The 14,322-nt window shown below is 56.5% G+C and carries 16 protein-coding genes and 1 pseudogene; 12 read left to right on the top strand and 5 right to left on the bottom strand.

Translation table 11 applies throughout. The annotated features are described in order from the left end of the window. Nucleotide 1: 1 nt before the first annotated feature. A complete protein-coding gene (locus B0T39_RS08265) occupies nt 2-661 on the bottom strand; it encodes a helix-turn-helix domain-containing protein (RefSeq protein WP_019100794.1) in 660 nt (219 codons plus the stop codon). A 314-nt stretch (nt 662-975) separates the two neighbouring features. Between B0T39_RS08265 and B0T39_RS08270 the strand changes: the two genes are divergently transcribed. The 9 genes from B0T39_RS08270 (at nt 976) to arsB (ending at nt 7,663) form a co-directional block, all read left to right on the top strand. Beyond that, nucleotides 976-1,194 (top strand): hypothetical protein, encoded by a 219-nt coding sequence (locus B0T39_RS08270; protein WP_019100795.1) that lies wholly within the window; start codon nt 976-978, stop codon nt 1,192-1,194. Nucleotides 1,195-1,353: 159 nt separating this feature from the next. Further along, on the top strand, nt 1,354-1,716 hold the full coding sequence (locus tag B0T39_RS08275) for a 5-carboxymethyl-2-hydroxymuconate Delta-isomerase (protein ID WP_019100796.1): 363 nt from the start codon (nt 1,354-1,356) through the stop codon (nt 1,714-1,716). A 14-nt stretch (nt 1,717-1,730) separates the two neighbouring features. Beyond that, entirely contained in the window at nt 1,731-2,483 is a 753-nt protein-coding gene (locus B0T39_RS08280) for a hypothetical protein (protein ID WP_081545651.1), read from the top strand. A gap of 136 nt (nt 2,484-2,619) precedes the next feature. Then, nucleotides 2,620-3,954 carry a DUF3422 family protein gene (locus tag B0T39_RS08285; protein WP_081545667.1) on the top strand — a complete coding sequence of 445 codons (1,335 nt, stop codon included), beginning with the start codon at nt 2,620-2,622 and terminating at the stop codon, nt 3,952-3,954. A 174-nt stretch (nt 3,955-4,128) separates the two neighbouring features. Next, complete coding sequence (locus tag B0T39_RS08290; RefSeq protein WP_019100799.1) at nt 4,129-4,698, top strand: cysteine dioxygenase; 570 nt, start codon at nt 4,129-4,131, stop codon at nt 4,696-4,698. 74 nt (nt 4,699-4,772) lie between these two features. Beyond that, nucleotides 4,773-5,399, top strand: a complete 627-nt coding sequence (locus B0T39_RS08295; protein WP_081545652.1) for an LpxA family transferase — start codon at nt 4,773-4,775, stop codon at nt 5,397-5,399. Between the two features lie 301 nt (nt 5,400-5,700). Continuing rightward, complete coding sequence (locus B0T39_RS08300; RefSeq protein WP_043591660.1) at nt 5,701-6,060, top strand: ArsR/SmtB family transcription factor; 360 nt, start codon at nt 5,701-5,703, stop codon at nt 6,058-6,060. A gap of 11 nt (nt 6,061-6,071) precedes the next feature. Then, on the top strand, nt 6,072-6,551 hold the full coding sequence (locus tag B0T39_RS08305; protein WP_081545653.1) for an arsenate reductase ArsC: 480 nt from the start codon (nt 6,072-6,074) through the stop codon (nt 6,549-6,551). Between the two features lie 41 nt (nt 6,552-6,592). After that, nucleotides 6,593-7,663 (top strand): ACR3 family arsenite efflux transporter, encoded by a 1,071-nt coding sequence (gene arsB, locus B0T39_RS08310; protein ID WP_425598749.1) that lies wholly within the window; start codon nt 6,593-6,595, stop codon nt 7,661-7,663. A gap of 221 nt (nt 7,664-7,884) precedes the next feature. Here arsB and B0T39_RS24910 read toward each other — a convergent pair whose 3' ends face one another. Further along, complete coding sequence (locus B0T39_RS24910; protein ID WP_141111130.1) at nt 7,885-8,652, bottom strand: hypothetical protein; 768 nt, start codon at nt 8,650-8,652, stop codon at nt 7,885-7,887. 547 nt (nt 8,653-9,199) lie between these two features. Further along, on the bottom strand, nt 9,200-9,850 hold the full coding sequence (locus B0T39_RS08315; RefSeq protein ID WP_081545654.1) for a transglycosylase SLT domain-containing protein: 651 nt from the start codon (nt 9,848-9,850) through the stop codon (nt 9,200-9,202). Nucleotides 9,851-10,161: 311 nt separating this feature from the next. Between B0T39_RS08315 and B0T39_RS24915 the strand changes: the two genes are divergently transcribed. Beyond that, the gene (locus B0T39_RS24915) at nt 10,162-11,223 is read left to right on the top strand and encodes a hypothetical protein (RefSeq protein WP_141111131.1); all 1,062 of its coding nucleotides are present in this window, start codon (nt 10,162-10,164) and stop codon (nt 11,221-11,223) included. Between the two features lie 185 nt (nt 11,224-11,408). Here B0T39_RS24915 and B0T39_RS08320 read toward each other — a convergent pair whose 3' ends face one another. After that, nucleotides 11,409-11,882, bottom strand: coding sequence for a hypothetical protein (locus B0T39_RS08320; protein ID WP_081545655.1), 474 nt, complete (start codon nt 11,880-11,882; stop codon nt 11,409-11,411). A gap of 472 nt (nt 11,883-12,354) precedes the next feature. Then, nucleotides 12,355-12,951, bottom strand: a complete 597-nt coding sequence (locus B0T39_RS08325) for a Vps62-related protein (RefSeq protein ID WP_176219518.1) — start codon at nt 12,949-12,951, stop codon at nt 12,355-12,357. A 454-nt stretch (nt 12,952-13,405) separates the two neighbouring features. Between B0T39_RS08325 and B0T39_RS08330 the strand changes: the two genes are divergently transcribed. Then, a complete protein-coding gene (locus B0T39_RS08330) occupies nt 13,406-14,062 on the top strand; it encodes a DUF1353 domain-containing protein (RefSeq protein ID WP_081545657.1) in 657 nt (218 codons plus the stop codon). 149 nt (nt 14,063-14,211) lie between these two features. Then, nucleotides 14,212-14,322: pseudogene (locus B0T39_RS24920) on the top strand (IS110 family transposase); the annotation flags it as partial.

Here is a 14,322-nt window from a genome sequence, read left to right on the forward strand (position 1 = left end):
TTCATCCCGCGCTAAAAGTCTTAATCGCTTTGACCGCCACGCCAAGCACCTTGAAATCCCGGCATACGAAAGGCTGCAAATCATGCATCAAGGAAATGCTTGAAAACAGAAAATGCTCGCCGTCGATGAATATCCGGCGGAAACAAGGCTGCTGGCCGGCCATGCTGACCAAGACCACATCGCCGTCCGCCGGACGCTCCTGCCGAGCCACGATGAAAACGCTGCCCTGAGAAAAACTGGGAAACAGCGAATCATTGTTCAACAACACCGCAAACGCCTCCGCGGCGTCAAAGCCGGCGGCATCCACAAAATAGCGTTCCGGCTCGATAATCATCCCGTCAAAAAACAGGGTCAACTCGGTGAATTTGATCAAGGGCACCGCGATGGCCGCAGGGCTGCCGACGGCTTCGCCTCCCAGATCGCTCTCCACGAAATCGCTCAACTTGACATCGAAAAACCGAGCCAGCTCCATCAAGGTCAGCAAAGTGGGGTTGCCCACGCCGCGCTTGATATTGTTGATCGTCGCCACGCCCAGGCCTATCGCCTCGCTTAATTGCGCGGCGTCTACGCCGGCGCGCCCCATCAGACACGTCAGGTTTTTCGACGCCTTGCTCAACAAAGCGCCATGCTCGGCCTCCTCTTTCCACACCGCCCTGCTCATTCAGCCCTCCATGTAAGTCGAATCCGTTCTGATTTCATTATTAATTTCATATCCCAACATGCGCGCCCATTTTAAACGCAAGCGCCAAACCGGACGCAAGCATCAAACCATATTGTTCTTATCAGGCTATTCTTTTGTAATTTCGTCACTACTCTTTTAAACAAAAAGACAATATAATAATTTGGCAACACTATATCATTCGAGGCATGCGCAAGATACTCGCGAGCCATAAATTTAAAAGAAGAAAAATATCAACAAGAACAATTAAAACGACGCAATAGCCTGCCATCGCGCAATGCAGAGGAAACGCTTAAATGAGAATTTCAGAAGATGAATTCGCGCTGGACGTCATTGACGGCGAACCCGCCATCATTACCCAAGCCAGCGTGATTGGACAGCCGGGCAGCGAATGGGAAGGCTCCCCGGTATTCAAGAAAACCTATTTGCTGGAGTTGATCAGCCGCAGCCTGGAGCACGAGGTCATCAAGCCGGAAGACATCCAAAGCCTGATCCGAGTCGCGAAAAAACTCTGATCGCGCCGGACGCGTTTCCATCCTCGCCTCCGCTATTCGCCCGCCCTGGGCTTGGGTGCGTCGGGCCATTGCAATACAATGGCGTATCGACCGCCGCCAATCCCTTCCCTCGCCAACCCGGCGCAATGAGGAAGGCGGCGAAACACCACAGGCCCACACATGCCCCATCTGACACTGGAGTACAGCGGCAATCTGGCCGGCTTCGCCGCCGCGGACGCGCTGCTGGACATCAACCGCGCGCTGCTGGCCAGCGGCCACTTCGAAGAAGCCGACATCAAAAGCCGCGCCGTGGCCTTGGAAGCCTGCCGCATCGGCGTCCACGATCTGCCCCGCGGCTTCGTCCACGCCAAACTGGCCATACTCAGCGGACGCAGCTCCGAGGAGAAACAGCAGCTGTCCGAACTGAGCCTGCAAGCGCTGGCAGACAGCGCCGCGCTGCCGCCTGGCATGGAAGTGCAATTGTGCGTGGAAATCCAGGAAATAGACCGCGCCAGCTACCGCAAACGCCTCATCGCCCGTTAACGGAGAAACATCCCATGACAGCGCTCAAACTCGCATCCCGCGGCCTGCTGGCCGCCGCCCTGCTCGCCGGCCTGGCCGGCGCGGCCCACGCCGCAGACGATATCGACCGCGTCAACCTGGAAGGCACGCTGGGCCAGGAACGCATCGGCATGAGCCTGCTGGTGAAAAACGGCAAAAGCTTCGACGGCGGTCACTACTTCTACGGCCGCTATCTGAAGGACATCCCGCTGCGCGGCAAGCTGCAAGGCGAAACCCTGCTGCTGAGCGAACCGGGCGGCGGCGTGTTCAAACTGCGCTTCAAAAGCAACGGCAGCGCCGACGGCCAGCCGCTTAGCTTCGACAACAGCGTGGGCCTGGACGGCGACTGGACGCTGAAAACCAAGACGCTGCCGGTGATGCTGACCATGGGCGACATGGCGCCGGCCTCCGAAGGCCGTTGGTATCGGGACGTCACCGAGGAAAGCGACGCCGCTTTCGAAGCCCGGGTGCAAGGCTTCCAACGTGCCGCGCTGGCCGGCCAAGCGCAGCAGGCCAGCCGCTACGTGCATTTCCCGCTTAGGATCAACCACAAGGGCGGCAGCCGACAGATCGCCAACGCCCGCCAGTTGCAAGCCGAATGGAGCGATATTTTCACTCCGGCCTACCTGGAGCTGCTGAAACAGCCTATGCCGCACAATCTGTTCGTGCGCAACGGCCAGGCGATGCTGGGCAGCGGCGTGGCCTGGTTCGACGCCAAGGGCGCGGCGGCGCTGAACCTGCCGGACTGACTCTGGCGCGGCGTAGCAGAAAGGGCGGCCACGGCCGCCCTTTCTTCATGGCGAAACAATCCGGCGTCAAAATATGCTGCATTGCAGCATGAAACGTTTTATGCTGAAGACTCCCCGCCCGCCACCGGAGCCCGTCATGACCGCCGAACTCTCCGATCCGCCCCGCCTCCGCCTCAACGAACATCCGCAACGCCGGCAACTCAACCGCGAAGCCCACGCCAGGCCCGCGCTGCAGATAGCCGCCGACAACCGGGTCAGCTACCTGGCCTATCTGCACCGCCACATCAGCCGCGAACAGGAAAACTGGTTGTGCCGGGAACTGGCTCAGCAGTTGGGTCAACCGGCCCCGAACCCCGAGACTGGTCAATTCCAGCTGGACGCCCCGTTTGGCCGCGTGCGCTGGGAACGGCACGGCGAATTCTCCAGCTTCACCATTCTTGCCCACGGCGCGGAATCCAGCCCCTTCGCCCAACCCGCTTTGCAAGCCCTGCCGGCGGCCTGGTTGCCGCTGTTGCCCGGCAACGTGCTGGTGGCCGCCCATGCCGCGTTGCTGTCGCCCGGAGCGCTGCCGCTGCGCATTGAGGACCTGGCCGCCCAATGCTTCAACGGTCACGAACTGGCGGGCGCGGAGATAGGCGACGGCGCCGGCCGCGCCTACACCGATTTCCGCATCCATCCGGACGGCTTCTCCCGCTATCTGCTGGCGGACCTCTACATGGGCCGCCGCCAAGCCGGCCGCATGCTGCAGCGGCTGCTGGAGCTGGAAACCTACCGCATGCTGGCCCTGCTGGCGCTGCCGGTGGCCAAGAGCATCGCCCCGGAACTGGCCAAAGTGGACGAAGAACTTGCCGAACTCACCGGCGCCATAAGCGGCGCGGCCGCCGACAGCGAACCGCAGCTGCTGCACCGGCTGACCGAACTGGCCGGCGCCGCGGAAAACGCGCTGTCCCGCACCGACCACCGCTTCAACGCCTCCCTCGCCTATTACGACATCGTCCGCAACCGCGTCGCCGAACTGCGCGAACGCCGCATTCACGGCCTGCAACCTTTCCAGCAATTCGTGCAACGCCGTCTGGCCCCCGCCATGGACACCTGCCGCGCCGTGGCCTTTCGCCAGCGCGAACTGGCCGCGCGGGTCAACCGCGCCACCGCGCTGCTGCGCACCCGCGTTGACATCCGCCGCGAGCGGCAGAACCAAGCGCTGCTCACCTCGATGGAACGCCGCGCCGCCATGCAACTACACCTGCAGCAAACCGTGGAAGGCCTGTCCATCGCCGCCATCACCTATTACAGCGCCGGCCTGATCGGCTACCTGTTCAAGGGCGCCAAAGCCGCCGGCCTGCCCATCAACGTGGAGCTGGCCACCGCCGCAGCGGTCCCTTTGCTGGCGCTGGCCATCGCGCTGGGCCTGCGCCGCGCGCGGGACGCGCTGAGACGTCACGGCGAAACCTCCGGCGCGCCAAGCGGCTGAAACCTGCCCATTCAGGCAGCCGGCCCGCGGTCCCATCGGCTATACCGAAACCATAGACGCGGACCGCTGCCGCGAACTTTGCCGGCGCGGGTCCAGTCAGAAAAACGCCGCCCGCGCTCCAGCCCGACGGACAGAACCCACTGTCCGCGGCCGCGCCGGCCAAAGGAGAAACCGATGAACGACACGCTATGCGCTGCCGCGCAGTCTTCCTTCGCCCTCAGCCCCAGCCTGACCGCCTCGCTGCGGCAACTGGACGCCTATCAGGCCAATCTGAACATTGAGCAGATCCGGTTGTTTCACGATTCGCTGCAACTGAGCCCGGATGATCTGCTGCCCTTCCGTCAATTCAGCGACGAACGCTACCGCCGCAACCAGATCTATCTCAGTCCCTGGTGCGAGCTCTTGCTGCTCTGTTGGCGCAGCACCCAACGCAGCCGCATCCATAATCACCGCGGCAGCCTGTGCGGCTTGCGCGTGCTGCAAGGCGCCGCCACCGAAACCGTGTTCGAACGCACCGACCACGGCTTGGTGTACGCAGTGGAATCCCATCGACTGGAAAGCGGCAGCCTCACCATCAACAGCCATCTGGACATCCACCAGATCTCCAACCTCCAGCCCTACGGCGAAGACCTGGTCACCTTGCATCTATATTCCCCGCCGCTGCGCAAAATGGAGCTGTTCAGTCTGGAGTCGCCCCAAGTTGAACGCCCCGGCGACTCCATCAGCTGGGTGTACGAAATCTGACGCCGCGGCGGCCTTCTGGCCGCCTTGCTCCGCCGGCTCTACAATACAAATCCCCGCACGCACCAGGCCCAATCATGCCCTCCTCCCTCCCCGCCGAATTGTTCGCCGATCTGCTCACCCACTTTCCCTGGCTGGACAGCGCCCAACCCCCGTGGCACTGGCTCGGCCGGTTGCCCGACAGCCTGGCGCGGCAATGCGCCTTACTGGATCCTGCGCACTGGGCGGTGGACGGAGACATCGCCATCCACCGCAGCGCCACGATAGAAGCCGGCGCCGTGCTCAAAGGCCCGTTGCTGATCGGCCCCAATTGTCGCGTAGCCGCCCACGCCTATTTGCGCGGCGGCGTGGCGCTGGCCAACGACGTGACGGTGGGACCGGGATCAGAACTCAAAACCTGCATCATCGGCCCCTACTCGCGGCTGGCCCACTTCAACTTCGTCGGAGACTCCGTGCTGGGCGCGGACGTCAATATGGAAGCCGGCGCCGTCATCGCCAACCACTGGAACGAACGCCGCGACAAAACCATCACGCTGCGCTGCCGCCAGCAAGCCTGGACGCTGCCCACGCAGAAATTCGGCGCACTGGTGGGCGACCACAGCCGCATCGGCGCCAACGCCGTGCTCTCCCCCGGCACCCTGTTGCCGCCCCACGCCGTGGTGGCGAGGTTGGAGCGGGTGGAGCAAGACTCAGGACAGGGATAAACCAAAGCCCTCCAGATTTCCGTGCCGCCTAAGACCCGCTAACAAATTCCTGATGCTGCGTTGCGTCGGCGCGCCTTGCCTCATGCGTGAAACTGATTTTGTTAGCCGCTCTAAACGGCCAGTGCGGAGCGCCTAGCGTCTTGAGACCTTAGAGCTTGTTCAAAGTCTCGCGAGCAAGGGCGAGACAAGGCGAAAACGGCTGAGATAGCAAAATGTATGCATGACCTCACAAGAGTGAACAGAGCGCAGGGCATGTTAATGAGTCTAGGCATTATTTCAATATTTCTTGTATAGTTGAAAAATGGAAAACAAAACCGCGACCCAAATCTTCGAATCCCTGTCATCCGGCATCCGTCTCGACATTTACCGGTTGCTAGTCAGACAAGGGATGGAAGGCATGGTGGCCGGCCAAATCGCCAGCACGCTCAAGCTTCCCGCCAACAAAGCGTCCTTCCACCTCAAGGGCATGACCCATGCCGGCCTGGTTTCGGTGGAGCAGGAAGGCCGCTACCAGCGCTATCGGGCCAATCTGAGCTTGATGCTGGAATTGATCGCCTACCTGACCGAAGAGTGCTGCGCCGGTCATCCGGAGCAATGCATCGACATGCCTGCGGACTCGTGCTGCCCCGAAGCCGTGCGATCCCCATTACCCAAAAACTGAAAGCAGACCCCATGAACGTGCTTTTTCTATGCACCGGAAACGCCTGCCGCTCCATCTTGGGCGAAGCCGTTTTCAATCATCTGGCCCCGGAGGGTTGGCGGGCCATGAGCGCGGGCAGCCAACCTACCGGACAAGTGCATCCACGCTCGCTGGCGTTATTGAGCCGTGAAGGCATTGCCGCCGAGGGCTGCCACAGCAAATCCTGGGACCATCTGCCGGCCACGCCCGACATCGTAATCACCGTCTGCGCCAGCGCCGCCGGCGAGACCTGCCCCACCTACCTGGGACCGGTGCTGCGCACCCACTGGGGCGTGGAAGACCCCGCCCACGCTACCGGCTCCGATGCTGAAATCGACGCCGCGTTCATGTCGGCCTACCGCATTCTGCGCGCCCGCATCGAAGCCTTCCTGGCCTTGCCGCTGGCCGAACTGCAACAAGACCGCGCGCGCCTGAAAGCGGAACTGGATCGTATCGGCTCCCTGCTGCCCTGAAGGCAAAGGCCTGTCCGCTCGTTTGGAAAAGGAGAGTTGTTTTGTCCACCTCTTGTAACGCCGCCCTGCGCCGGGACGACCCGGCCCCGATGAACCGGTTCGAACGCTACCTGACCCTCTGGGTTTTTCTTTGCATCGTCGCGGGAATCGCCCTGGGACACCTGCTTCCCCAGATGTTCCAGGCCATTGGCAAACTGGAAATCGCCCAGGTCAACCTGCCCGTCGGCTTGCTGATTTGGGTGATGATCATCCCCATGCTGGTCAAAGTCGATTTTGGCGCGCTGCACGAAGTGCGCCAGCATGTTCGCGGCATCGGCGTGACCCTAGTGGTGAACTGGCTGGTCAAGCCATTCTCCATGGCTTTTCTAGGCTGGTTCTTCATCCGCAATCTATTTGCCCCCATGCTCCCGGCGGAGCAACTGGACAGCTATATTGCCGGGCTGATCCTGCTGGCCGCCGCGCCCTGCACCGCCATGGTCTTCGTCTGGAGCCGGCTGACCCATGGCGACCCCTTGTTCACCCTGTCGCAGGTCGCCTTGAACGACAGCATCATGGTCGTGGCTTTCGCTCCGCTCGTCGGCCTGCTGCTCGGCATCTCCGCGATCACCGTGCCCTGGAATACCCTGCTGGTATCGGTGGCGCTTTACATCGTGATTCCGGTCATCCTGGCGCAGCTCTGGCGCAAGGCGCTGCTGGCCAAGGGCCAAGCCGCTTTCGATGCCGCCATGAGCAAGATCGGCCCCTGGTCGATGGCCGCCCTGCTCGCCACCTTGGTCCTGCTGTTCGCCTTTCAGGGCGAAGCGATATTGAAGCAGCCGCTGGTCATTGCCCTGCTGGCGGTGCCCATTCTGATCCAGGTGTTCTTCAACTCCGCCCTGGCCTACTGGCTCAACCGGCTCGTCGGAGAAAAACACAACGTGGCCTGCCCATCGGCCTTGATTGGCGCGTCCAACTTCTTCGAACTCTCAGTAGCCGCCGCCATCAGCTTGTTCGGCTTTCATTCCGGAGCGGCTTTGGCCACGGTTGTCGGCGTGCTGATCGAAGTGCCGGCCATGCTTCTGGTCGTTCGCATCGTGAACGCCAGCAAAGGCTGGTATGAAAGAAGCGCCTAGCCGCAAAACTCAATAGGGGAGCGCCCCGCAAGGAGCTGAAAACGGTTAAGAACAGGCTGATGCGACTTGCCTGGGATCAGCCACATCTAAACGCAGGATAACCGGAGTATCCGGTCATCCTGACGATAGGGTGCCTGAGCTAACTTTGCTGATTGAACAAATCCCATCCAGGGAACCTGTATTCCATCAACGATAGTTGCTAGCTCAGGCCTTCCCAGGGCTTACATAAACATACCATTCCCCGTGTATAAACCAACACCAATGCCGCCTCCGCTGAACTCCCCAAAGTGAAGGTTGGGACCACCGTCAAACTTGATTTTCGAGTAGAAAAGCCACCCTTGAAAACCATACTTCGTGGGTTTACCTTTAATATAAGAAGCTGAGTATTTAGACGAGAAATTCCCTTTAAACACCCCAACTCGAAACGCCAGACCTGAATCAGAAGTACTCGTAAACACGATCTGAGGAGTCGATTTTATGGCACAGATAAGCACTTTTTGCCCTGTAACCCCTGCCGCAGCAAACTCACACACTGTAGGCCAAGAATTTGTGGCATCCGGAGACAAAGCATAAACTTCCGCCCTGCGATTAACACCTAACTTCTTATAGTTTAAACCACTCCCCGAGCCAGTTGAATTATATTCAATGACTGCGTTCTCATCTTGCTTTTCACTTTTCAGGGAGTTGAATTTAAACTCAATAACATCATCTCCTTTTTCTTTAGAGAAGTGGGAAACAAACTTCTGATTCCCCAAACCCTCCAACCAAAGAGTTCCATCCTCACCATCAACATCAGCGTGAATATTAAATTTATTCATACCAGAATGAACCGGACCGAGGTTAACCCACTCCGAGCCGCTAGCCAATCTTATTTTGGCATTATAAGTTATTGATTTATTTTGGACATCGCTATCTATATTTATGTAGACAGGCTTTGCCATGGCTGCTGCAGAAAACACAAGTGGCAACATGATAAATTTAATTTTCATTCTTCATCCTTTGCTTTAAAACTGTTCAGGTTTGGTTTGACTCTACTGGCTTTCTTTACCCCTCCTTTGGGCGCTAAAGATTAATCTATGTTTTTAATTTTAAAGATAAGCTTTGTTATTTAAAACATTTGATTGACTTGCAAAAAGCTTTAGCGTCGCAAATTTTACAGTACGGTGAAATTTTGCAGTCCAGCACGGGAATGGCTTTGTTTTTAATTGTCACCAAACACCTTGAATAATGAGCGGCATTTGATATGACCATTTCAAAAAATAGACATCATCAATTTATCTTTGGTTCCGCATTTTTTACCTTCTGGACCAAGTTTTTATTTCAATATAAAAATGTACGAAACATACTCAACCTCTTGGCCATAGAGCATGTGTTGAATGAAGAGCCATCACCCAGAGCAGATTATTTGGCGCTGAAGCAAGCGGAATTGGGCACCTCAGCCGCAGTGAACAACCTTCAGGACGAAGGTAGACAATCCCCTAAAACCCAGTACCCCGCTCTCCTCCGCATTAGTCCAAGCAAAAACAATCCACCCCGTCACCCGCTTGACGCCCCCCCCGCCTCAGTACCCTTGGCTTCGCGCAGCGCCCAATCACGCCGCGCCGCCGGCTTCGGTTCATCCGCCGGCCGCTGTAGATAAAAGCGCTTGATATCCGCCGCCCGCTCCAACACCTCCTGCCGATACCGCTCGGTCTTATCCTTCCACAACGCGCGGTCGTCCCCCGCGAAATGCGCCTGCACCGCCTCCTCCGGCGAATAGCCCTTGGCCAGCCGCTCGGCGAACTGCTTGGCGGCGGCGTCCACCGCCTGCGCCGGATCGAAAGGATTAATGCCCAAGCCCGCCGCCGTACCGTCCAGATACTGCATCATCCCCTTCGCCGCCCCCCACTGGGTCGGCGGGCCTTCCGCCGGCGGATTGAAACCGGACTCCAGCGCCCCCAGCGCCATCAGCAGGTTCAGCGGGACTTTATGTTTGCGCGACGCGGCTTCGAATAGGGGGCGGTAAGCGTCGGGCGCGATATTCGACACGGCGCGGCGCGCCTTCGGCTGGCGGGCCGGCGCTTGGGCTGGGGGAGAAGAAGGGAGCGCCGTCTCGGCAGGCGGCACGACAGCCGGCAAGGAATTCAGCGCATCCGAATAAATGCGCCCGGTCGGGTCTGCGGCATCGCGCAGGAAGGGGTTCGGCATGACATCGCCTCAGGAGCCACATCACCTCCTGCGATGTCGTTTGCTAGATAGCATTCAGCTTCAATTGTACGTGCATTTCGACGATAGAACTGCCTCGCTACCTGTTAGGCACTTCCACTCCACTTTAATTCCTAACGAATACATTTCGTTTACAGAATTACATCACAACAACCAATCCAATTGTGATTCCGTATCATCCTGCACTAATTGACAGGGCCATACCGCTAAAACAAGGCTAGCGTTAAGGTCGGCCGTGACTTATTTCGCCGAATTTCCTCGCACGCCCAACTTGCACTTTTGGAGAAATTAAAATGGCTCAAGATTACACCATCTATATTTCGAACCAGTCTTTGAACAATCATAGGTTTTGGCTTTTTCTAAAGCCACCCGTCGTTCTGGAAACTGACCCTAACGTATTTGCCAATTCAAGCGCCTATCTTGATATTGACAGCAAAGCGCCCAGTTTAAATAGCTTTGCCATCCCGCTACAGTACCGCGTGGGAGCAGGCGCCAGTAATAAAGCGGTAGGCCTTGGCGTAAAAATATCCTCCAGTAGCTCTCGAGATGCAGAGCTAGGCCAATCCTACAAAGCAAGCTACCAAGCGCCAAGAAAAGGACCCACTCTAGAAAGTGCAGGTGAAGCCACCTCAGGAAATATTATTCAGTTAGTCAGCAATGAGTTCAATCAAGAGCTATACGAGGAAGAAGGTTGGTATGCCAATATGAGCTACGGCATCCAAAGCGCGGATGGATTTATTGGAATGACGTGGTCTCCAGTTCCAGGAAACACACGTTCCATCGCCCCAGAGTTTTCCTTCTTTATCAGCACAGGATCATTTGACCAAAACTCCTTGGCCAGGTGGACAGATGTATCCACACACGCAGCAACTATAAAACTTGAGTACTTCAAGCAATATAGTTGCACCGTTATACTGACCAGCAGCGGCTCTTGGGACATAAAACCTGGCCGCCCAACCGAAGTCATTTCTGCCGAAGCATTTCGTACTCTTGTCTCGAGCCATCAATCTTTGTGCAAGTCCCATGAGAACTTAGTCGCCCTGGCTAACTCTATTGCACCACAAATAGAAGACAAGAAACCCCACGCTCAGTTGGACACTGTAACGGATGTAGAGTGGGCAGACTCCAACACAGACTCAAAAAGCAATCTCTTTGTATTACTAAAAGGAAAGCTCAGCGTCAAATATGCTTTAGGCGCTGGACTCACTTTCTTTATTTTAAGCGGCATACGCTTTCAGTTAAAAACACAGTCTACCAGCGGTCAAACCCAATTTGACTTTGAGTACAATGGGTCACAGTCCACAAGTGAAATTAAGGAACTACTAAAAGTAGGGTCTGAAATTGAGCTTCACTAAGAACAGTTTTCCAAAAACATAACACTCAACAACCTGGCGGCTCAACGCTTTCATGCGTGGGCCGCCAGCCAATCATGGAACCCTCCGGTTTAACCGAGTTATGCCCGCAGGAAAACAAATGGGAAGCCCATAAATGGACTTCCCCTCCTCACAATCACGCCAACCGCTTCAACATCACCGGGAAATCACACTTTCTTGAAAGTCCCCGTGCCGCCGAACGCGCCCACCTGAATATTGAGGCCAATCCCAACCAAAACACCGACAGCGCGGCCATCTTTCCAGAAGGCCAGCTCGGTATGCACTGGATTGGTCTGGAAAGCGAAGCTCACCTCGCCCAGCAACTCCTCCGGCGAAGCCATGCTGCCGGCCAACCAGATCACACCGCCGCCAAGCCCCAAACCCCACACATCAGCGCGGAAATCAAGCTTGACGCCATTGTCGAAATTCAGGGTTGGATTCGAAAAAATCCATGAATGGATGAAAGCTGATGCCAAGGCAAATTGGCCGGAGGCATTAAGGAAAGAGTTGAGCTCCTTGATGTCGCCCGGCGTCTTGCCAGTCGACTGATGGGCCAAAGCGGTCAGCTTTTGTTTTTCCGCCAGCAATTTTTGGGCAAGTTCTTGGGCTTGGCTAATCTGCTCTTGGGTAGGCGTAGACATGACTTCTCCTAGTGGAAAGGGGCGACAGCATGAAAAAGGCAGCTTCATGTTCTCTCATTAGAACTGCAACCTCATGCTAGGCAAGCCATTTGTCATACTCAAGACGCAACCATCCCTTGCGGTTTGTACTTACGTTTGGGACCGAGCGGCATGATGACCTGCTGGTAGCGAGCAAACCCCATACATACCGCCACCCATTACCGGTGAAGCCTGGAAACAAATTGCCGCCCGTTCCACCCTGCCGGTCCTAGTAATGCCCTCCTGAGCTGCCTCGCCAAAACAAATTGAGGCGGCAAGTTGCCTTGCCGCCTCGTCACTAGGCTCAACCTATCACTCTATTCAAGCCAGTCATACCTCGCCAAGCGTGACACAGCGAGTACCGCTTCAAGATGCTCGTGTTTCGCGTGTACATGCTGCTTCCTCAGTCATTTTCTCCTTGTCTCGCTCTAGCGCCCATGACCTTGAACAGGCTCTAACGCTTCAGGCAGTAGAGCGTGTTGCTCGGAGGAGCGTAGTTATTGACAGCAATGAAAGAGCCGGGAGCGGAGTTGATCGCGTAGAGAGAAACATCCGACTTGGCCCCGGAGCCTTTGTCGTTCCAGATGAGATCGCCGGCAGCCGTTGCGATCACCAGATCCCTTCTTACACAGCGATAGTTGCCAACATTGGGCTTGTTGTAGCCCGTTTGGCAAACAGCGCCAATGGCGACATAGCCATCCGGGGCGCTCGGCATCCAGATTGAGCCATCCATATCCGCGCCGCTCCCCTGATCAGTCCAGATCAAGGTGTAGTCTAGCGGAGAGGCCAACAGCGGCGACGACGAGTCGTCTTTTTCAACTTGCACCACTTGAATCGCTTCAGTGGGCTTGTTGTAGTTGTTCTGCGCGTGGTCGCCAATCAAAAACTGGCTGGGGCTGGGCGGGTTCGCCCGCCAGATGCTGACATCCCTGTCCGCTCCGGAACCTTTATCGGTATACAGCGGGGTCTGAAGGTAGCTGGAGATCATGGTGATGATCAGCTTGGCGGAACCCACTTCCAGAATCTGTTTTTCAAGTATTGGGGAGTTCATCAAATACTCCTTGGAAAGTGTAACAGCACAGAAAGTTAAGCCGGATGGCCCCTTCGGTATGGACCAAACGCATATATTTTTCTTGGCACTCATGCTTATTGCATTTTTACAAACAACGCCAATTGCCCGGTATGCCCAGGATTTAACTGAATGGAAAAACTCGCGTAAAGGTTTGTCCTCACCGGATTTCCCCTAAGTAATTGGCCTCATTGAAACAAGCTGCATTAGAACTACTTTTGTTAATACCAACTGGACGGTCCCGAGCGCAGTAGACAAATCCCTCCTGACACCAAGACCCGTTCATAGGCTCCGAGGCTAACGCCGCCCAAATGACTTAGGTCGTGGATCGCGTTTCGCCGCCACTCAAACATGCAAATGCATTAACAGCCGTAAACACATATGCAGCAGCCTGCAAATAGCACCAAATCACTTTACATATGGATGGGAGCAAATCATGCAAACCATGATGAACGATGCGTGGCGGGAAGCATTCGAGGACGATTCGGATAAACGTTACTTTAGGGATGCAGGAGGCCCTCCAACGGATAAGTCTGCGGCGGCCAGCCTCGTAGCACCAGTGGACCATGGCCGGTACGAGAATGCACCACCCCAGACTGCATGGCTGCCCGACGGCCGCCGCATGCGCCTGACACAGCCATTCGGCTATGTGGATAAGGATAATCTGCCATGGCCCGTCCCCGTTGGCGCCATCGTAGACGGAGCTTCGATCCCTCAGGTTCTCTGGTCTCTGATAGGCGGCCCTCTTGAGGGGCTATACCGCCAAGCCTCCATCATCCATGACTACTACTGTGACGTACGGACACGCCCTTGGCAGGCAGTACACAGGGTATTCTACGAAGCCATGCTCTGTAGTGGTGTCTCTGAACCGAAAGCGAAAATCATGTATTACGCGGTATATCGCTTCGGCCCCCGTTGGGAACAGGAATCGACGGCAGCCACTGATGGTCTCACAGCGGTCGCACCAATTACCGCTTTCAAAGTGCTGCCTGTCCCGTCTTTCCATGCAACTAGTTTCGAAAAAGCTGCCAGGCAAATTTTTACTGAAAACCCAAGTATCAAATCCATTGAAGAGCTTGCCAATCTCCAATAAGCCACGGCAGTAAGCGATGGTTTAAAAGGAAACTCGCGGCTCACTGTAGAAGTTCTGATTTGATCTAATGGGATGGACGCCCCCACCTGGCGGCATCGATGTGCCAGAGTGGTAGTGTCAAACCACTACTCACAGAAGGGGCATTCACCATGAAGATTACGACTATCGGCATTGACTTGGCAAAGAACGTTTTCCAACTTCACGGCGTAGATGGACACGGCAAAACAGCTCTGAAGAAACAGTTGCGTCGCGAGCAGATG

The organism is Chromobacterium haemolyticum (assembly GCF_002081825.1).
GTDB classification, from domain to species: Bacteria; Pseudomonadota; Gammaproteobacteria; order Burkholderiales; family Chromobacteriaceae; genus Chromobacterium; species Chromobacterium fluminis.

Excerpts from the sequence above, each read along its gene's own strand:
- B0T39_RS08265 (WP_019100794.1), bottom strand. The coding sequence starts at position 661 with ATGAGCAGGGCGGTGTGGAAAGAGGAGGCCGAGCATGGCGCTTTGTTG.
- B0T39_RS08270 (WP_019100795.1), top strand. The coding sequence starts at position 976 with ATGAGAATTTCAGAAGATGAATTCGCGCTGGACGTCATTGACGGCGAA.
- B0T39_RS08275 (WP_019100796.1), top strand. The coding sequence starts at position 1,354 with ATGCCCCATCTGACACTGGAGTACAGCGGCAATCTGGCCGGCTTCGCC.
- B0T39_RS08280 (WP_081545651.1), top strand. The coding sequence starts at position 1,731 with ATGACAGCGCTCAAACTCGCATCCCGCGGCCTGCTGGCCGCCGCCCTG.
- B0T39_RS08285 (WP_081545667.1), top strand. The coding sequence starts at position 2,620 with ATGACCGCCGAACTCTCCGATCCGCCCCGCCTCCGCCTCAACGAACAT.
- B0T39_RS08290 (WP_019100799.1), top strand. The coding sequence starts at position 4,129 with ATGAACGACACGCTATGCGCTGCCGCGCAGTCTTCCTTCGCCCTCAGC.
- B0T39_RS08295 (WP_081545652.1), top strand. The coding sequence starts at position 4,773 with ATGCCCTCCTCCCTCCCCGCCGAATTGTTCGCCGATCTGCTCACCCAC.
- B0T39_RS08300 (WP_043591660.1), top strand. The coding sequence starts at position 5,701 with ATGGAAAACAAAACCGCGACCCAAATCTTCGAATCCCTGTCATCCGGC.
- B0T39_RS08305 (WP_081545653.1), top strand. The coding sequence starts at position 6,072 with ATGAACGTGCTTTTTCTATGCACCGGAAACGCCTGCCGCTCCATCTTG.
- B0T39_RS24910 (WP_141111130.1), bottom strand. The coding sequence starts at position 8,652 with ATGAAAATTAAATTTATCATGTTGCCACTTGTGTTTTCTGCAGCAGCC.
- B0T39_RS08315 (WP_081545654.1), bottom strand. The coding sequence starts at position 9,850 with ATGCCGAACCCCTTCCTGCGCGATGCCGCAGACCCGACCGGGCGCATT.
- B0T39_RS24915 (WP_141111131.1), top strand. The coding sequence starts at position 10,162 with ATGGCTCAAGATTACACCATCTATATTTCGAACCAGTCTTTGAACAAT.
- B0T39_RS08320 (WP_081545655.1), bottom strand. The coding sequence starts at position 11,882 with ATGTCTACGCCTACCCAAGAGCAGATTAGCCAAGCCCAAGAACTTGCC.
- B0T39_RS08325 (WP_176219518.1), bottom strand. The coding sequence starts at position 12,951 with ATGAACTCCCCAATACTTGAAAAACAGATTCTGGAAGTGGGTTCCGCC.
- B0T39_RS08330 (WP_081545657.1), top strand. The coding sequence starts at position 13,406 with ATGCAAACCATGATGAACGATGCGTGGCGGGAAGCATTCGAGGACGAT.